Raw genomic sequence first — 19,882 nt, forward strand, 5'->3', positions numbered from 1 at the left:
GCCTTATTCGGTAGCTGTAAAGTCAATATCTTGATCAGCGTGAAGAGTTACGAATGCTTTTTTCCAATCGCTACGCTTACCAGCAGTCTGCTTAAAACGTTTTGCTTTTCCCTTCACATTAATAACAGATACATTTTTAACTTTAACGTTAAACACATGCTCTACCGCCATTTTAATTTCAGTCTTAGTTGCGGTCTTCAATACTTTGAAAGTAAACTGCTTTAGCTTATCTGCTAAGACAGTTGCTTTTTCAGAAGTATGTGGCTCACGGAGAACCATCAACAATCTTTCAGCATTCATTGTAACTGTTCCTCAATTTTTTTAATTGCAGCTTCTGTAACAACAACTTTCTCAAATCTGAGTAAAGAAACAGGATCTATAGTCGCAACGTCACAGATATCGAAGTCAATTAGATTTCTTGATCCGAAGTATTCATTCTCACCAACTTCGCTCATAATAATCAAAGCATTATTAACATCCAATTGATTCATTTTTGCAACGAAATCCTTGGTTTTTTTGCTTTCACATTGAAAATCGCTAACGACCATCAAGTTTTCAGTACGATAAAGCTCGGAGATTATACTACGTAATGCACGTTTGTACATTTTTTTATTAATTTTTTGTGAATAATCTCGTTTCTTAGATGCAAATGTCACACCTCCACTTCTCCAAAGTGGGCTTCTAATTGTACCAGCACGTGCACGACCTGTACCTTTTTGATTCCACGGTTTTTTACCACCGCCACGTACTTCAGAACGAGTTTTTTGAGCGCTATTACCACTACGAGCATTATTCATGAAGGTAACAATTGCTTGATGTATTAAACCTTCATTGTACGCATAACCAAAAACTTCTGGATTCAAAGTTATCTTTGACTTTTTATCTATAGTAGTAATTTCCATTATTCACCTCGCGCTTGTTTTTTAGCCGCAGGCTTAATCTCTACTCGCGAACCAGGAGCACCAGGAATAGCTCCTTTAATCAGTAGAAGATTTCTTTCAGCATCAACACGCACTAGTTCGAGACTTTGAACTGTACGACGAACATTACCCATATGCCCAGCCATTTTTTTACCTTTAAATACACGGCCTGGGGTCTGATTTTGACCAATCGAACCAGGAACACGATGTGATCTTGAGTTACCATGTGAGGCATCTTGAGTTCTAAAGTTATGACGCTTGACAGTACCAGCAAAGCCTTTACCTTTAGATGTTCCAGAAACATCAACAAATTGTCCATCTACAAATACATCAGCTACTGAAATCACTTGCCCCAATTGAAATGCATCTTCTGACTCAACCCAGAATTCTACTTGCATATCACCCGCTTCAATTTGAGCTTTAGCAAAGTGGCCAGTCAATGCTTTATTTACTTTGCTAGATTTTTTGGTTCCACCAGTAATTTGAACAGCGGTATATCCATCTGTTTCAAGAGTTTTAATTTGAGAAACTCTATTAGGGTGAACTTCAACAACAGAGACAGGAACAGAAAGTCCTTCTGCTGTGAAGACCCGAGTCATACCGATTTTACGGCCTAATAAACCGATCATCATTGTAACACCTCTTTAATATCCTTCACCTTAATTAGTCATCAAGGCTTATCTGAACATCAACCCCAGCAGCCAGATCCAGTTTCATCAAAGCATCTACTGTTTTTTCAGTGGGATGAACGATAACGACCAGGCGTTTATGAGTACGCACTTCGTATTGATCACGAGCATCTTTATTCACATGTGGTGAAGTCAATACAGTATATTTTTCTATGCGAACCGGCAAAGGTATTGGACCTCGAACTTGAGCACCAGTGCGCTTTGCAGTATTCACGATTTCTTCGGTTGATAGATCTATTAACCGATGATCAAAAGATTTTAATCTTATTTTAATATTTTGATTATTACTCATTGTAATTACTCGATAATTTTAGCGACAACACCCGCGCCTACAGTACGGCCACCTTCACGAATTGCAAAACGTAAACCTTCATCCATCGCAATTGGCGAATGTAGATTAACGATTAATTGTACGTTATCACCTGGCATTACCATTTCAACACCAGCTGGTAGGTCACATGTACCTGTTACGTCCGTGGTTCTGAAATAGAATTGGGGTCTGTAGCCATTAAAGAATGGCGTGTGTCGGCCACCTTCTTCTTTTGACAGCACGTACACTTCTGCTTCAAATTTGGTATGTGGCTTAATTGTGCCTGGCTTAGCTAATACTTGACCACGCTCAACTTCATCACGCTTAGTTCCTCGTAATAACACACCAACGTTATCGCCAGCTCGCCCTTCATCCAACAACTTACGGAACATTTCAACCCCGGTGCATGTTGTCTTCTGAGTATCACGGATACCAACGATTTCAATTTCTTCACCAACTTTAACAATTCCACTCTCAACACGGCCAGTGACCACTGTACCACGTCCAGATATTGAGAATACGTCTTCGATTGGTAACAAGAATGCTTTATCAATATTACGAACAGGCTCAGGTATATAAGAATCCATTGTCTCGACCAATTTCTCAATGGCTTTAACTCCGATGTCACTCTCATCACCTTCTAACGCTTTCAGCGCTGAACCAACAACAATTGGAATATCATCTCCAGGAAAATCGTAACTGCTTAGCAAGTCGCGTACTTCCATTTCCACCAGTTCTAATAATTCTGCATCGTCAACCATATCTGCTTTATTCATGAACACAACAATGTAGGGTACTCCCACCTGGCGTGACAACAGTATATGTTCTCTTGTTTGCGGCATTGGACCATCAGCAGCAGATACTACCAAGATCGCCCCGTCCATTTGCGCTGCGCCGGTGATCATATTTTTAACATAGTCAGCGTGACCTGGGCAGTCAACATGAGCGTAGTGCCGTGTAGCTGACTCATATTCAACGTGAGCTGTAGAGATTGTAATACCTCGCTCTCTTTCTTCTGGCGCAGCATCAATTTGGTCATACGCTTTTGCTGTACCACCAAACTTCTTTGCCATAATTGTTGTAATCGCTGCAGTTAATGTAGTTTTGCCATGGTCAACGTGACCAATAGTGCCCACGTTAACGTGTGGCTTCGTACGTTCAAATTTTTCCTTCGCCATTTCAATAACCTCGTAACTTTTTTATTGTTTCTTAATAATTGCTTCAGCAATGTTATTTGGAGCTTCAGCATACTTAGAAAATTCCATCGTATATGTCGCTCTTCCTTGGGTAGCAGAACGTAAGTCGGTCGAATAACCAAACATTTCTGCAAGAGGTACTTCAGCTCTAACAATTTTACCCGCTGGAGAGTCTTCCATGCCTTGAACTAGGCCACGGCGTCTGTTTAGGTCTCCCATAACATCGCCCATGTAGTCTTCTGGAGTAACAACTTCCACACTCATGATGGGTTCGAGTAAAACAGGCTTAGCTTTTAGCGCACCTTGTTTGAATGCCATCGAGCCAGCAATCTTAAATGCCATTTCACTGGAGTCTACTTCGTGGAATGAGCCGTCAAACAATGTAACTTTTACATCCACTACCGGATAGCCAGCGATAACACCATTTTGCATTTGCTCTTGAATTCCTTTATCAACAGCTGGAATGTATTCTTTTGGAATAACACCACCAACGATTTCGTTGATAAACTCATAACCTTTACCTGGCTCTTGAGGCTCAAGTTTCACCCACACGTGTCCAAACTGTCCGCGTCCACCAGATTGTCTTACGAACTTACCTTCTTGCTCTACAGTTTGTCTTATCGTTTCACGATAAGCCACTTGAGGTTTACCAACATTTGCTTCCACATTAAACTCACGCTTCATGCGGTCAACAATAATTTCCAAATGTAATTCACCCATACCTTCAATAATGGTTTGGCCTGATTCCTCATCAGTATGTACTCTGAACGATGGATCTTCTTGTGCTAACTTACCAAGGGCAATACCCATTTTCTCTTGGTCAGCTTTAGTTTTTGGTTCAACAGCTACAGCAATTACTGGATCGGGAAAATCCATTCTTTCCAAGACTACAATGTCATCGATATCACATAAAGTATCACCAGTTGTTACAGTCTTTAAACCCACTGCGGCAGCAATATCACCAGCACGTACTTCTTTAATTTCTTCACGAGAGTTAGCGTGCATTTGTAATAAACGACCAATACGCTCCTTCTTGGATTTTACAGAGTTATAAATCGTATCACCGCTCTTTAAAATACCTGAATAAGCTCTGAAGTATGTTAAAGTACCTACGAATGGGTCTGTAGCAATTTTGAATGCTAATGCCGAAAATGGTGCATCGTAACTTGTTTTACGAGTTGTTTCATCGCCATCTTCTGTATGACCTTGAACGTCAGGGATATCAGTTGGAGCAGGTAAATACTCAACCACACCGTCTAATACCGCTTGAACACCTTTATTTTTGAAGGCTGAGCCACAGAATACAGGTACGATTTTATTGGTAACAGTCAATTCACGTAATGCTTTTTTGATTTCAGCTTCAGTGAACTCTTCACCTTCAAGGTATTTTTCCATTAACTCTTCAGATGCTTCTGCAGCGGCTTCAACAATTAATGCTCTATATTCTTCGCATTGATCTTTCAAATCAGCTGGGATATCAACATATTTAAAGGTCATACCTTTATTTTCTTCATCCCATTCAATAGCTTTCATTTTGATTAAGTCAATAACACCTTTAAATTCTTCTTCAGCACCAATTGGTAACTGAACGACTACAGGGTTAGAACCTAATCTTTGCTTGATTTGGCTAACTACGCGCAAGAAGTTTGCACCCATTCTATCCATTTTATTAACGAATACAATACGAGGTACACCATATTTGTTTGCTTGACGCCATACAGTTTCAGACTGTGGTTCAACACCTGATACTGAGTCAAATACAACTACAGCACCATCAAGTACACGTAAAGAACGTTCTACTTCAATCATGAAGTCAACGTGTCCTGGAGTATCGATGATGTTAATACGATGAGGCTCAAACTGCTTGTCCATACCTGGCCAGTAACAAGTTGTTGCTGCTGATGTAATGGTAATGCCGCGTTCCTGCTCCTGAACCATCCAGTCCATTGTTGCAGCACCGTCATGCACTTCACCAATTTTATGAGACATACCAGTATAGTACAATACACGCTCAGTTGTTGTTGTCTTACCAGCATCAACATGCGCTGCAATGCCTATGTTTCTATATAGTTTTAATGGAGTAGACACGGATTACCTCTCTCTTAATTCCATCTAAAATGCGCAAATGCTTGGTTCGCTTTTGCCATTTTATGAGTATCTTCACGTTTTTTCACTGCTGAACCTTTGCTTTCAAAAGCGTCCATCAGCTCCCCTGCTAAGCGTAGCATCATACCTTTTTCCCCACGAGTACGAGCCGCTTGAACAATCCAACGCATGCCTAAAGCGATACTACGATCGTGTCTGACTTCAACAGGGACTTGATAAGTAGCTCCACCCACACGACGTGAACGTACTTCGACACTTGGGCGAACATTATTTAAGGCATCTTCGAAATAGCGAAGAACAGCGCCTGAACCACTGGCCGAACCGGAGTCACCTTCGTCATCATCTTTTTTGGTTTTTTTCACGCGCTCTTCTAGCAGATCAAGTGCACCATAAATGATTTTTTCAGCAGTTGATTTCTTACCACTGACCATCAGTACATTGATAAATTTTGCTAGCAGTTCACTATGATGTTTAGGATCTGGTAAAATTTCTCTTTTGGGGACTTCTCTTCTTCTAGGCATTTCAATTTCCTACAATCAGTTATTTTTTATCTTTTGGTTTCTTAGTACCATACTTAGAACGACCTTGTTTACGATCGTTAACACCTGAGGTATCCAAGCTACCTCTTACTGTGTGGTAGCGCACCCCTGGTAAGTCTTTAACACGACCACCGCGAATAAGAACAACAGAGTGTTCCTGAAGGTTGTGTCCTTCACCACCAATGTATGATGAAACTTCAAATCCATTAGTTAAACGTACACGAGCAACCTTACGCATTGCTGAGTTAGGTTTTTTAGGTGTAGTAGTGTAAACGCGTGTACACACACCGCGTCGCTGTGGACATGACTCTAGTGCAGGTACGTTACTTTTCTTCTTTACGTCCACACGAGGCTTTCTTACTAACTGATTAATAGTAGCCATTTGTACATAACTCCGATCTATCTCTTGTGATTATTTCGAATGCATAAGGAGGCCGGATTCTATATAGATACGACAGATTTGTCAAGTTTAAATCTGTCGTATTTAAGAATCAGGACTAGTGTTCTTGATTATCTGCGTTTAAAGCTTCACTTAACGCGTGTTCAACATCACTTGCAGTAACAGTGTGCACTACGTGCTCACCTGCTGCAGCCTTTGCTCTTTTTGCCTTTCGGCTTTGATGATAAGCATAGCCCGTTCCCGCAGGAATTAAGCGTCCAACCATCACGTTTTCTTTTAAGCCTCGTAAATCATCAATTTTACCACTTACTGCTGCTTCCGTTAGAACCCTTGTAGTTTCTTGGAATGAAGCGGCAGAAATAAATGATTCAGTAGCCAAAGATGCTTTAGTAATACCCAATAAGATTGGAGTACCACGAGCAGGCTGTTTTCCTTCAGCAATCAGTTTGTCATTTTCTTGAAGCATCATGCTTTCTTCAACTTGCTCACCTGCTAAAAACTTAGAATCACCAGCAAATGTAATCACTCGCTTACGTAGCATTTGTCTTACAATGGTTTCAATGTGTTTGTCATTGATCTTCACGCCTTGTAAACGGTATACGTCTTGTACCTCATTAACGATGTAATTTGCCAATGCCCCTACACCCAATAATCGTAATATATCGTGCGGATTGAGCGCTCCTTCGGCGATGATTTCACCGCGCTCAACGTGTTCTCCTTCAAACACAGATATATGACGCCATTTTGGAATCAATTCTTCATGATATTGATCCTCAGAGACATTAATAATTAGTCGTCTCTTACCCTTAGTTTCTTTTCCAAAGTTCACTAATCCTGAAACTTCAGCCATTACAGCAGAGTCCTTAGGCTTACGAGCTTCAAATAAGTCGGCTACCCTTGGCAGACCTCCTGTAATATCGCGTGTTTTAGAGCGTTCTTGCGGAATACGGGCAATAACATCCCCGATTCCTACCTGACCACCATCTTCAAAATTAACAATCGCATCAACAGGTAAATAGTATTGTGCTGGAACGTTAGTTCCTGCCAGGTAAATGTCCTCACCATCTGCAGTTACTAGTTTTACCATAGGACGTAAATCACGACCTGCAGCACTACGTTGTTTCGCATCAATAATAACAATGTTGCTTAAACCGGTTAACTCATCTGTTTGACGATTCATGGTAATGCCATCAATTAAGTCAACAAATTTCACATAACCAGCTACCTCAGAGATAATTGGGTGAGTATGAGGATCCCAAGTTGCAATAACCTGTCCAGCATCAACTGAAGAATTATCTTGAACAGAGATTACAGCACCATAAGGTAACTTGTAACGTTCACGCTCACGACCAAATTCATCAACAATGGTTACTTCTCCTGAGCGTGATACCGCAACCAAGTTTTTGTTCTCATGAGTTACTGTTTTAATATTATGTAACCGAATAACCCCTTTAGTCTTAATTTGAATGTTATTTGCAGCAGTTGCTCTTGATGCTGCTCCTCCGATGTGGAACGTACGCATTGTCAACTGAGTACCTGGCTCACCAATTGACTGTGCAGCAATAATACCTACAGCCTCACCAGTGTTAACAAGATGACCACGGGCCAAATCACGTCCATAACACATCGCGCATAGGCCAAAGCGTGTTTGACAGGTAATTGGTGAACGCACCATTACTTGGTCAACACCTTGTTTTTCAAGCTTCTCAACCCACTCCTCATCCAATAATGTACCTGCTTTAACCACAGGCTCAGTCTGATTTGGAATATATACATCAGAAGCAACAACACGACCGAGTACGCGTTCATGTAATGGCTCAACAATGTCTCCTCCTTCAATTAGAGGTTGCATTAAGATACCAGTATCTACCCCGCAATCATCTTCCGTAATCACTACATCTTGAGCTACGTCAACAAGCCGACGTGTCAAATAACCTGAGTTTGCCGTTTTTAACGCCGTATCAGCAAGACCTTTACGTGCTCCGTGAGTTGAAATAAAGTATTGGAATACATTCAAACCTTCACGGAAATTTGCAGTAATTGGTGTCTCAATGATCGAACCATCTGGTGCTGCCATCAATCCACGCATACCAGCAAGCTGCCTAATCTGTGCTGCAGAACCTCTCGCACCCGAATCTGCCATCATGAAAATTGGGTTAAATGATTCTTGGCGAACAGTATTACCTTTTGCATTTACAACTTCTTCGGTTGCAATCTTAGACATCATCGATTTAGCAACGAGTTCATTAGTACGAGACCAAATATCGATAACTTTATTGTAGCGCTCACCGTTGGTAACAAGACCTGAACGGAATTGAGATTCGATTTCACGAACTTCATTATCGGCATTTTCAATGATGCTTGCTTTGTCATCTGGAATTTCCATATCTTCAATACCAATGGATACCCCAGAGCGAGTTGCATATTTAAAGCCGGTATACATTAATTTATCAGCAAAAATAACAGTTTCCTTTAAGCCGAAATTTCTATAACAGCCATCGATGACTTTAGAAATAACTTTCTTAGTCATTGTGCGGTTGATGGTTGCAAATGGCATACCTTTTGGTAACACTTCTGCAAGAATCGCACGACCTACTGTTGTTTCTACTAAGTGATATCCTTCACCATCCTCTTTAGGCATACGAATTTTAATTTTCGCATGAATATCAAGATGAGCCGACTCATAAAAATTTTGTGCTTCTTGAGCGCTAACAAAAATTTTACCTTCGCCTAAAGCATTTACTTTTTCGCGTGTTAGATAATACAAACCAAGAACTACGTCCTGACTAGGAACAATAATTGGCTCACCATTTGCAGGTGATAAAATATTATTAGTCGACATCATCAATGAGCGTGCTTCTAACTGAGCCTCTAAAGTTAAAGGCACGTGAACGGCCATTTGGTCTCCGTCGAAGTCAGCGTTATATGCAGTACATACCAATGGATGTAACTGAATTGCTTTACCTTCAATAAGCACGGGTTCAAACGCTTGAATACCTAAACGGTGCAGGGTTGGTGCGCGGTTTAAAAGAATTGGATGCTCACGAATTACATCATCGAGAATATCCCAAACCACTGATTCTTCACGCTCAACCATTTTCTTGGCTGCTTTAATTGTCGTAGCTAAACCTCTAAATTCTAATTTACTGAAAATAAAAGGTTTAAATAATTCCAAAGCCATTTTCTTAGGTAAACCACATTGATGTAATTTCAATGTAGGACCTACCACGATTACAGAGCGTCCTGAGTAATCAACTCGCTTACCAAGCAAGTTTTGACGGAAACGACCTTGCTTACCTTTAATCATGTCTGCTAAAGACTTAAGCGGGCGCTTATTCGTTCCGGTGATTGCGCGGCCGCGACGACCGTTATCCAATAATGCATCAACTGATTCTTGCAACATACGTTTTTCGTTACGTACAATGATGTCAGGAGCATTTAAATCAAGCAATCTTTTCAAACGATTATTACGATTGATTACACGTCGATATAAATCATTAAGATCAGATGTAGCAAAACGTCCACCATCTAGAGGTACTAATGGACGTAAATCTGGTGGAAGAACTGGTAATACATCCATAATCATCCACTCAGGCTTGTTACCCGATTCATAAAATGCTTCCAGTAATTTCAAGCGCTTAGTAATTTTCTTAATTTTCGTTTCAGAATTTGTGGTGGGTAACTCTTCACGTAAATTTCTAATTTCTTCTTCAAGATTAACTTGCCGTAGCAAGTCACGAATTGCCTCTGCGCCCATACGCGCATCAAACTCATCGCCATACTGCTCCATTGCATCAAGATAAACTTCGTCATTGAGCAATTGACCACGTTCTAATTCAGTCATTCCGGGATCAACAACTACAAATGCTTCAAAATATAGAACACGTTCAATGTCTCTTAAGGTCATATCCAGTAATAAACCAATTCTGGATGGTAGTGACTTTAAGAACCAAATGTGTGCAACAGGGCTAGCAAGCTCAATATGTCCCATCCGCTCACGGCGAACTTTAGCAAGAGCCAGTTCGACACCACATTTTTCGCAAATGACACCACGATGCTTTAACCGTTTATATTTACCGCACAAGCATTCATAATCTTTAACTGGGCCAAATGTCTTCGCACAGAACAAACCATCACGCTCTGGTTTAAAAGTACGATAATTAATCGTTTCTGGTTTCTTTACTTCACCATATGACCAAGAACGAATTTGATCTGGAGAAGCTAATGCGATTTTAATTGCATCAAACTCCTCACTTTGTCCCTGTTGTTTGAGGATGCCGAGCAAGTCACTCATAACAGGAGCTTTTCTTATAGGTTCATTTATTGGATCGTCGTTTAGAGTACTCAAGTCTATGTCTCCAAAATTAGTTAATCAGTATATTTGTTGAATAGTTAATCGTGATCTAATTCGATATCAATACCTAATGCACGAATCTCTTTCAATAATACATTGAATGACTCTGGCATTCCTGGATCCATACGATGATCGCCATCAACGATATTTTTATAGATTTTCGTTCTTCCGCCAACATCATCTGATTTCACAGTCAACATTTCTTGTAATGTATATGCTGCACCATATGCTTCCAGTGCCCACACTTCCATCTCTCCGAAACGCTGTCCTCCAAACTGTGCTTTACCACCTAGTGGTTGCTGCGTTACCAAACTGTAAGAACCTGTTGAACGAGCATGCATCTTATCATCAACTAAGTGGTTCAGTTTTAACATATACATGTAACCTACAGTTACTGGATTATCAAATTTATTTCCGGTACGACCATCAATCAAAGTGGTCTTACCATCAGAAGATAAATCTGCTAACTGTAGCATGCCTTTAATTTCATCTTCAGAAGCACCATCAAATACAGGAGTAGCCATTGGTACACCTGCTTTTAAGTTATCTGCTAAACGAAATATTTCATCTTCCTTCAAGCAATCAAGATTAATACGTTGAACACCATCGTGGTTGTAAATCTTATTTAAAAATCCTTTAATCTCTGCAGCAGACTGCTTCGTTTCAAGCATTTGGGCAATTTTATTACCCAGACCTTTTGCAGCTAAGCCAAGATGAGTCTCCAATACTTGGCCGATATTCATACGTGAGGGTACTCCAAGTGGATTAAGTACGATATCAACAGCTGTACCATCCTCCATATGTGGCATATCTTCAACAGGTACTACAATAGAGATAACCCCTTTGTTACCATGTCGACCTGCCATTTTATCACCAGGTTGAATTCTTCTTTTAACAGCAAGATACACTTTAACAATTTTCAATACGCCAGGCGCTAAATCGTCACCTTGAACGATTTTCTTACGACTGTCGTTAAAACGTTTTTCCATTTCTTTAGATAACATTTCTAATTGCTTAGAAAGTTGCTCTAATTGCTGGCTGATTGCATCATCATCTAAACGGATATCAAACCATTTCTGTCTTTCAACTTTATCTAAGTACTCTTGAGTTACTTTAGAGCCAGGTTTTAAACTTCCTGGTCCACCAGTAGCTACTTTATCCAAGACAAGGTTTGCTACACGATGATAAATGTCTTCTTCACGGATCCTGCGCTCGTCTACTAAGTCTTTACGAACACGTGCTAAATGCTCTTCTTCAATGCTTTTCGCCCGAGCATCTTTATCTAAACCATCGCGTGTAAATACTTGTACATCAATTACAGTACCATTCATACCAGATGGAACGCGAAGTGAAGAGTCTTTAACATCAGATGCCTTTTCACCGAAAATTGCGCGTAATAATTTCTCTTCTGGAGTTAATTGAGTTTCCCCTTTGGGTGTTACTTTACCTACCAAAATATCACCGGTATTAACTTCTGCGCCAATGTATACAACACCAGATTCATCTAAATTAGATAGTGCTGACTCACCAACATTAGGAATATCAGCAGTAATTTCTTCGGTACCTAATTTAGTATCACGAGCAATACACGTTAACTCTTCGATATGAATAGTTGTAAAACGATCTTCTTGTACTATCCTCTCAGAAATAAGAATAGAATCTTCGAAGTTATATCCATTCCAGGGCATAAACGCTACTAATAAGTTTTGCCCTAATGCCAACTCCCCCATATCAGTACAAGGACCATCAGCAAGGATATCACCTCTTTGAATGATATCACCTGTTTTAACAATTGGCCTTTGATTGATACAAGTATCTTGGTTGGAACGAAAGTACTTAGTTAAATTATAAATATCTACCCCTGTTTCACCTGCAGTAGTTTCGTTATCATTGACACGCACAACGATACGTGAAGCATCAACTAAATCAATAACTCCACCACGTCTCGCAACGACAGAAACACCTGAGTCAGAAGCTACAATACGTTCCATTCCAGTTCCAACCAATGGCTTTTCAGAACGCAATGTTGGTACTGCTTGGCGTTGCATGTTTGAGCCCATCAATGCGCGGTTCGCGTCGTCATGCTCTAAGAATGGAATTAATGAAGCCGCAACAGAAACGATCTGCTTTGGAGAAATATCCATGTAATTGATTTTATCAGGTGTAGTTAATGAGAACTCATTTTGATGTCGACATGGAACCAAATCAGCAAGAATATTTCCTTGTTCATCAAGAGCTACGCTTGATTGTGCAATATACTGATCAACTTCTTCAATTGCTGACAAATATTCTATTTCATCAGTCACACGGCCGTTTACTACTTTACGACATGGTGTTTCAATGAAACCATAATCATTCGTACGTGCATACACTGATAGCGAATTAATCAATCCAATATTTGGACCTTCCGGTGTTTCAATTGGGCATACACGACCATAATGTGTTGTATGTACGTCACGGACTTCAAAACCAGCACGCTCACGAGTCAAGCCACCTGGGCCTAATGCAGAAACACGGCGCTTATGTGTAACTCCAGATAGAGGATTTACTTGATCCATAAATTGGGATAACTGACTTGAGCCAAAGAACTCTTTAATTGCCGCTGAAACTGGTTTCGCATTAATTAAATCTTGTGGCATTAGGTTTTCTGACTCAACCAAGCTTAAACGCTCTTTAACTGCACGCTCAACACGAACCAAGCCCACGCGGAATTGATTTTCAGTCATTTCACCAACGCTACGAACACGGCGATTGCCTAGGTGGTCAATATCATCAACCATACCAATACCATTACGAATATCGATCAATGTCTTGATCACCGCCATAATGTCTTCTTTAGTCAAGGTTCCAGGACCATCATCATTTTTTCTACCAACACGTCGATTAAATTTCATTCGACCCACAGCAGATAGATCATAACGCTCATCAACAAAAAATAAATTCTTGAATAATGCTTCTGCAGCTTCTTTAGTTGGTGGTTCACCTGGGCGCATCATGCGATAGATTTCTACTAATGCTTCTAATTGGCTAGAGGTAGGATCACTTTTAATGGTGTCAGAAATGTAAGAGCCATGATCTAAATCATTCGTGTAGATCATATCAAACTGATGAATACCATGAGATGCCATTGTATCAAGCAATTCATCAGTTACTTCATCATTAGCATTAGCAATCACTTCACCCGTTAGGGTATCAATAATATTTTTTGCTAATGTTTTGCCTATTAAATAATCTCTAGGTACGATAAGATCTTGCATTTGCGCTTTTTCCATTTGCTTAATATGGCGCGCAGTGATACGACGACCTTGTTCAACAATCAATTCACCCGTTTCAGGTACATGAATGTCAAAGGAGGCGATTTCACCTCTAAGACGTTGAGGAATAAGATCAATATGGTATTCACCCTTTTTGAGATGGCAACTAGTCATTTCAAAAAATTCGCTAAGAATATCTTCTGTCTCGTAACCTAAAGCTCTTAAAAGAATACTTACTGGTAATTTACGTCTTCTATCAATACGTACGTAAACGCAATCTTTGGGATCGAATTCAAAATCTAGCCAAGATCCACGATAAGGAATAATACGTGCAGAATAAAGGAGTTTTCCTGATGAGTGAGTTTTACCTTTATCATGTTCAAATATAACACCAGGAGAACGATGTAACTGAGAAACTACAACACGTTCAGTACCGTTAACAACAAAGGTACCAACGTCTGTCATTAAGGGTATTTCACCCATGAAAACATCTTGCTCTCTAATATCTTTTATTGGTTTAGGCTCTTCGCTTGCATCTTTATCTAAAACAACAAGTCTTATTTTAACCCGTAATGGTGCAGAATAAGTTAAACCACGTAACTTGCACTCGCGAACATCAAATGCTGGTTCACCTAATTTATAGCCCACATATTCAAGCCTTGCATTGCCAGAAAAGCTTTCGATAGGGAACACTGAAGAAAATGCGGCATGTAAGCCTGTATTAAATTGTTCGCTTAGTTTGCTATCCGCCTGAAGAAAATCTCTATAGGATTTAAGTTGGATTTCAAGCAGATTTGGTATTGCCATTTTATCGGCCTGCTTACCAAAGCTTTTGCGAAATCGTTTTTTCTCAGCATGTGAATATTGAGGTTTAGCTTCTGCAACGGCCATGGTGGTTCCTCTGTAAATTATTGATGACTTCAAACACGTAAACCCAGCCATGAAAACATAGCTGGGTCCTATCTCACTGAAACAACTTTATTATTTAACTTCTACTGAAGCACCAGCTTCTTCAAGAAGCTTCTTAATGCTAGCCGCTTCATCTTTTGATACACCTTCTTTAATTGTTGAAGGAGCACCCTCTACTAAGTCTTTAGCTTCTTTTAAGCCTAAACCAGTAAGTTCACGTACCGCTTTAATTACGTTTACCTTATTAGCGCCGAAGCTTGTCATAACAACTGTAAATTCAGTTTGCTCTTCAGCAGCAGCGGCAGCACCACCAGCGGCTGGAGCAGCAACTGCAACAGCTGCAGCGGCAGCAGAGACGTTAAATTTCTCTTCCATTGCTTCAATAAGTTCAACAACTTCCATAACAGACATATTTGCTATGGTATCTAAAATATCATTTTTTGACACAGCCATTACTAGCTCCCGATTTAAAAAAATTAATTAATGATTAAAGTGAATTAACCTGCTTTTTTATCTTTAACTGCTGCTATGGTTCTCACCAATTTAGCATGAGGCTCAGCAAGAGTTCTGACAAATTTCTCAATTGGCGCTTTCATCACGTACATCAACTTAGCGATCGCTTCATCCTTAGTCGGTAAACTTGCAACAACATCAAGTTGATTTGCTTGGTATACTTTTCCGCCTACGGATAATGCTTTAACTTCTAATTTGTCAAATGTTTTAGTGAATTCTTTGAGCAGTCTTGCAGCATCACTAGGTGCATCTAGAGATAAGGCTACAAATAATGGACCCACAAGCAGATCATTTAAGCATTCAAACTCAGTGTTTTTAAATGCTCTGCGAGTAAGAGTATTCCTCACAACGCGGAGATAAACACCAGCTTTACGCGCTTCACTGCGTAATTGCGTCATTTGATTAACAGTTAAACCACGATAATCAGCAACAACTGCCGAAATAGCTTTAGAAGCAACTTCAGTTACTTCTTCAACTACAGCTTTTTTTGCAGCTAAATTTAACGTCACGTTACTGACCTCCTAATTATACAAATCACAAGGATTTGCCAGTTATGGTGGCCGTCTCTTTGGAGCCGGTTCACCGTCTGCGCAGGATATTAAGCGTTAGCACCTGCGGTCTTCGACGGCATCGAACCAAATCTATGCCGTGAATTCTAAAAAATGGGTACTTATTTTACACAGGTAATGAGGTAATATCAATAGTTAAACCTGGCCCCATTGTGGTTGATAAAGAGATTTTCTTCAAGTATTGTCCTTTAGATGAAGATGGTTTTGCTTTTTTCAAATCACCAATTAAAGCAACAATGTTTTCAATAATGTCTTCTGGAGTAAAATCTATTTTACCAATTGTACAATGAATAATACCGTTCTTATCAGTTCGATAACGTACTTGACCTGATTTAGCATCTTTAACAGCAGCTTCAACGTTAGTAGTTACGGTACCCACTTTAGGGTTAGGCATTAAACCTCTTGGGCCTAAAATTTGACCTAACTGACCTACAATGCGCATTGCATCTGGAGTGGCAATCACCACATCAAAATCCATAACGCCACCTTTAATTTTCTCAGCTAAATCTTCAAACCCCACAATATCAGCACCAGCTTCTTTAGCTTTAGTAGCATTATCACCTTGTGCAAATACCGCAACGCGTACAGTTTTACCAGTACCTTTCGGTAAATTAGTAGAAGAACGTACAACTTGGTCTGATTTACGTGGATCGACACCTAAGTTAACACTAATGTCGATACTTTCACGGAACTTAATAGAAGCAAATTGCTTTAATATAGTAATAGCTTCAGTAGCAGTATATAAATGATTCGGTTTAATTACTTCTAAAATTTTCTTTTGCTTTTTAGTAACTTTTGACATGGCAACCCCTTATTCTAAACCTTCAACTTCAATACCCATGCTACGTGCTGTACCCGCAATACTTCTGACAGCTGCTGCTAAATCGGCTGCAGTTAAATCAGGTGCTTTCAGCTTCGCAATCTCTTCAAGTTGACTGACTTTGAGTTTTGCCACTTTCTTAGTATTAGGTGTACCACTACCGCTTTGAATGCCTGCTGCTTTTTTCAGAAGAACCGATGCAGGAGGTGTCTTGGTAATAAAGGTAAAGCTACGATCACTATATACTGTAATAACTACAGGAATAGGCAACCCTTGCTCTAATGATTGTGTAGCTGCATTAAATGCCTTACAAAACTCCATAATATTCACACCACGTTGACCTAATGCTGGACCTACCGGTGGACTTGGATTTGCTTTTCCTGCTGGAATTTGCAATTTAATATAAGCTTCTACTTTTTTTGCCATATTTACTCCTTATGGGTCAAGCACTAGACATCAGCCATCACATAACTGCTTAGCTTAGGAACTAGCTCCCCAGTTTTACAAAAAACCAGGCCAAAGTAATACTGCAGTATAAATTTCTACGGTAAAAACATTTAGCCTGGTACTTAACAAATTTATGTCTTTTCTACTTGACTGAATTCGAGTTCAACTGGCGTAGAACGACCAAAAATTAAGACTGCTACTCGTAGTCTATTCTTCTCATAATTCACTTCTTCAACAACACCATTAAAATCAACAAATGGACCTTCTTTAACTCTAATAACTTCACCTGGCTCAAAGAGAATTTTAGGCCTTGGCTTTGTAACACCTTCTTCAACACGTTGCATAATCGCACGTGCTTCTTTATCTGTAATTGGTGTAGGGGTTTGACTAGTTCCACCAATAAAACCAAGCACACGAGGAATTGCTCTAATCATATGCCAAGTTTGATCATCCATAATCATGTTTACTAAAACATAACCAGGGAAGAACTTGCGTGTACTTTTGCGTTTTTGACCTGAGCGCATCTCAACTACTTCTTCGGAAGGCACTACAACTTCACCAATTTTGTCTTGTAAATTGTGGTGTATTGCACGCGATGTTATTTCGCGCATAACAAAATTCTCATACCCTGAATAGGCATGTACAACATACCATTGCTTTGATTTCTGTTCTACCACTCAATTCACCCTAAATGTGTTATTTTAGCAATTGCCCACATCATCATTGAATCTATTCCCCAAAGAATAAATCCGGTTAATGTTACCATAACTATAACTATAGTAGTTGTTTGGAACGTTTCTTGCCGAGTTGGCCAAACCACTTTTAACAATTCAATCTTTGATTCTTGAGAAAATTGGTAAATTTTTTTACCTGTAGTCGTTAGATAAGCAAAAAATAATGACAATAAGAACCATCCTAGCCATATTATAGACTGAACTGGTCCTGAAAAAGCGTAATAGTACGTACAAAAAAAAGCACCCGCAGTTAGTAAAACTACGGCTAACCAATATAATATATCTTTTGTCTTATTTTGATTTTCGTTTGAGCTTTTCATATTCACTTGTAGTTGGCAGGCCAGGAGGGAATCGAACCCCCAACCTGCGGTTTTGGAGACCGCCACTCTGCCAATTGAGCTACTGGCCTAAATTTAATTGGCATGAGTTTATCATAGCTCATGCCAAGGATTTTACTTACTCGATAATTTTAGCGACAACACCCGCGCCTACAGTACGGCCACCTTCACGAATTGCAAAACGTAAACCTTCATCCATCGCAATTGGCGAATGTAGATTAACGATTAATTGTACGTTATCACCTGGCATTACCATTTCAACACCAGCTGGTAGGTCACATGTACCTGTTACGTCCGTGGTTCTGAAATAGAATTGGGGTCTGTAGCCATTAAAGAATGGCGTGTGTCGGCCACCTTCTTCTTTTGACAGCACGTACACTTCTGCTTCAAATTTGGTATGTGGCTTAATTGTGCCTGGCTTAGCTAATACTTGACCACGCTCAACTTCATCACGCTTAGTTCCTCGTAATAACACACCAACGTTATCGCCAGCTCGCCCTTCATCCAACAACTTACGGAACATTTCAACCCCGGTGCATGTTGTCTTCTGAGTATCACGGATACCAACGATTTCAATTTCTTCACCAACTTTAACAATTCCACTCTCAACACGGCCAGTGACCACTGTACCACGTCCAGATATTGAGAATACGTCTTCGATTGGTAACAAGAATGCTTTATCAATATTACGAACAGGCTCAGGTATATAAGAATCCATTGTCTCGACCAATTTCTCAATGGCTTTAACTCCGATGTCACTCTCATCACCTTCTAACGCTTTCAGCGCTGAACCAACAACAATTGGAATATCATCTCCAGGAAAATCGTAACTGCTTAGCAAGTCGCGTACTTCCATTTCCACCAGTTCTAATAATTCTGCATCGTCAACCATATCTGCTTTATTCATGAACACAACAATGTAGGGTACTCCCACCTGGCGTGACAACAGTATATGTTCTCTTGTTTGCGGCATTGGACCATCAGCAGCAGATACTACCAAGATCGCCCCGTCCATTTGCGCTGCGCCGGTGATCATATTTTTAACATAGTCAGCGTGACCTGGGCAGTCAACATGAGCGTAGTGCCGTGTAGCTGACTCATATTCAACGTGAGCTGTAGAGATTGTAATACCTCGCTCTCTTTCTTCTGGCGCAGCATCAATTTGGTCATACGCTTTTGCTGTACCACCAAACTTCTTTGCCATAATTGTTGTAATCGCTGCAGTTAATGTAGTTTTGCCATGGTCAACGTGACCAATAGTGCCCACGTTAACGTGTGGCTTCGTACGTTCAAATTTTTCCTTCGCCATTGGAAAGTCTCCCCATTTGCTAAATTAATATATCATGGTGCCCACAACTGGACTCGAACCAACGACCTCTTCCTTACCAAGGAAGTGCTCTACCGCCTGAGCTATGTGGGCTTAAACATGCTTGCACACTACTAAAAAGCAAGCAAACATCTTCACACCGTATTCTGGAGCGGGTGATGGGAATCGAACCCACGCTATCAGCTTGGAAGGCTGAAGTTCTACCATTGAACTACACCCGCTTTCTATCTTCTTTTTTAATCTGGTGGAGGGGGAAGGATTCGAACCTTCGAAGGCAGAGCCGTCAGATTTACAGTCTGATCCCTTTGACCGCTCGGGAACCCCTCCAAAAAGAACGCCATTTTCTTTTAAGATGAATCGAATGTCAATATTTAGTTAACGGCCAACTTAATTAAGATGGTGCCGGCACCAGGAATCGAACCCGGGACCTACTGATTACAAGTCAGTTGCTCTACCA

The 19,882-nt window shown here is 40.2% G+C and carries 17 protein-coding genes and 4 tRNA genes; all 21 read right to left on the reverse strand.

Annotation, left to right across the window (positions count from 1 at the left end; translation table 11 throughout):
- Nucleotides 1–3 precede the first annotated feature (3 nt).
- On the reverse strand, nt 4–300 hold the full coding sequence (rplW, locus tag QM652_RS06620; protein WP_415074068.1) for a 50S ribosomal protein L23: 297 nt from the start codon (nt 298–300) through the stop codon (nt 4–6).
- Complete coding sequence (rplD, locus tag QM652_RS06625) at nt 297–902, reverse strand: 50S ribosomal protein L4 (RefSeq protein ID WP_415074070.1); 606 nt, start codon at nt 900–902, stop codon at nt 297–299. The genes rplW and rplD overlap by 4 nt, the downstream gene beginning before the upstream one ends.
- A complete protein-coding gene (gene rplC, locus QM652_RS06630) occupies nt 902–1,549 on the reverse strand; it encodes a 50S ribosomal protein L3 (RefSeq protein ID WP_415074097.1) in 648 nt (215 codons plus the stop codon). Before rplC ends, rplD begins: the two co-directional genes overlap by 1 nt.
- 34 nt (nt 1,550–1,583) lie before the next feature.
- Entirely contained in the window at nt 1,584–1,901 is a 318-nt protein-coding gene (gene rpsJ, locus QM652_RS06635) for a 30S ribosomal protein S10 (RefSeq protein ID WP_415074072.1), read from the reverse strand.
- Between the two features lie 5 nt (nt 1,902–1,906).
- Entirely contained in the window at nt 1,907–3,097 is a 1,191-nt protein-coding gene (gene tuf / locus QM652_RS06640) for an elongation factor Tu (RefSeq protein WP_415074074.1), read from the reverse strand.
- Nucleotides 3,098–3,118: 21 nt separating this feature from the next.
- The gene (fusA, locus tag QM652_RS06645; RefSeq protein WP_415074076.1) at nt 3,119–5,203 is read right to left on the reverse strand and encodes an elongation factor G; all 2,085 of its coding nucleotides are present in this window, start codon (nt 5,201–5,203) and stop codon (nt 3,119–3,121) included.
- A gap of 14 nt (nt 5,204–5,217) precedes the next feature.
- Nucleotides 5,218–5,742 (reverse strand): 30S ribosomal protein S7, encoded by a 525-nt coding sequence (gene rpsG / locus QM652_RS06650; protein WP_415074078.1) that lies wholly within the window; start codon nt 5,740–5,742, stop codon nt 5,218–5,220.
- Nucleotides 5,743–5,761: 19 nt separating this feature from the next.
- Complete coding sequence (gene rpsL, locus QM652_RS06655; RefSeq protein WP_010654837.1) at nt 5,762–6,142, reverse strand: 30S ribosomal protein S12; 381 nt, start codon at nt 6,140–6,142, stop codon at nt 5,762–5,764.
- A 115-nt stretch (nt 6,143–6,257) separates the two neighbouring features.
- The gene (gene rpoC / locus QM652_RS06660) at nt 6,258–10,454 is read right to left on the reverse strand and encodes a DNA-directed RNA polymerase subunit beta' (RefSeq protein ID WP_415074099.1); all 4,197 of its coding nucleotides are present in this window, start codon (nt 10,452–10,454) and stop codon (nt 6,258–6,260) included.
- A gap of 98 nt (nt 10,455–10,552) precedes the next feature.
- Nucleotides 10,553–14,659, reverse strand: coding sequence for a DNA-directed RNA polymerase subunit beta (gene rpoB / locus QM652_RS06665; protein WP_415074081.1), 4,107 nt, complete (start codon nt 14,657–14,659; stop codon nt 10,553–10,555).
- A 90-nt stretch (nt 14,660–14,749) separates the two neighbouring features.
- Nucleotides 14,750–15,130 (reverse strand): 50S ribosomal protein L7/L12, encoded by a 381-nt coding sequence (gene rplL / locus QM652_RS06670; RefSeq protein WP_415074083.1) that lies wholly within the window; start codon nt 15,128–15,130, stop codon nt 14,750–14,752.
- Between the two features lie 44 nt (nt 15,131–15,174).
- Nucleotides 15,175–15,699 (reverse strand): 50S ribosomal protein L10, encoded by a 525-nt coding sequence (rplJ, locus tag QM652_RS06675; RefSeq protein WP_415074085.1) that lies wholly within the window; start codon nt 15,697–15,699, stop codon nt 15,175–15,177.
- A gap of 166 nt (nt 15,700–15,865) precedes the next feature.
- Nucleotides 15,866–16,561, reverse strand: a complete 696-nt coding sequence (gene rplA / locus QM652_RS06680; RefSeq protein WP_415074087.1) for a 50S ribosomal protein L1 — start codon at nt 16,559–16,561, stop codon at nt 15,866–15,868.
- A 9-nt stretch (nt 16,562–16,570) separates the two neighbouring features.
- A complete protein-coding gene (rplK, locus tag QM652_RS06685; RefSeq protein ID WP_415074089.1) occupies nt 16,571–17,005 on the reverse strand; it encodes a 50S ribosomal protein L11 in 435 nt (144 codons plus the stop codon).
- Between the two features lie 152 nt (nt 17,006–17,157).
- Complete coding sequence (nusG, locus tag QM652_RS06690; RefSeq protein ID WP_415074091.1) at nt 17,158–17,703, reverse strand: transcription termination/antitermination protein NusG; 546 nt, start codon at nt 17,701–17,703, stop codon at nt 17,158–17,160.
- Between the two features lie 5 nt (nt 17,704–17,708).
- Complete coding sequence (gene secE / locus QM652_RS06695; RefSeq protein WP_415074093.1) at nt 17,709–18,080, reverse strand: preprotein translocase subunit SecE; 372 nt, start codon at nt 18,078–18,080, stop codon at nt 17,709–17,711.
- A 13-nt stretch (nt 18,081–18,093) separates the two neighbouring features.
- Nucleotides 18,094–18,169: transfer RNA gene (locus tag QM652_RS06700), tRNA-Trp, on the reverse strand.
- 47 nt (nt 18,170–18,216) lie between these two features.
- Nucleotides 18,217–19,407: an elongation factor Tu gene (gene tuf, locus QM652_RS06705; RefSeq protein ID WP_415074074.1), complete on the reverse strand. Its 1,191-nt coding sequence runs from the start codon at nt 19,405–19,407 to the stop codon at nt 18,217–18,219.
- Nucleotides 19,408–19,442: 35 nt separating this feature from the next.
- Nucleotides 19,443–19,518, reverse strand: a tRNA-Thr gene (locus QM652_RS06710).
- A gap of 54 nt (nt 19,519–19,572) precedes the next feature.
- Nucleotides 19,573–19,646, reverse strand: a tRNA-Gly gene (locus QM652_RS06715).
- A gap of 21 nt (nt 19,647–19,667) precedes the next feature.
- Nucleotides 19,668–19,752, reverse strand: a tRNA-Tyr gene (locus tag QM652_RS06720).
- Nucleotides 19,753–19,882: the final 130 nt, after the last annotated feature.

The organism is Legionella sp. (assembly GCF_047605385.1).
In the GTDB taxonomy this organism is placed as follows: domain Bacteria; phylum Pseudomonadota; class Gammaproteobacteria; order Legionellales; family Legionellaceae; genus Legionella.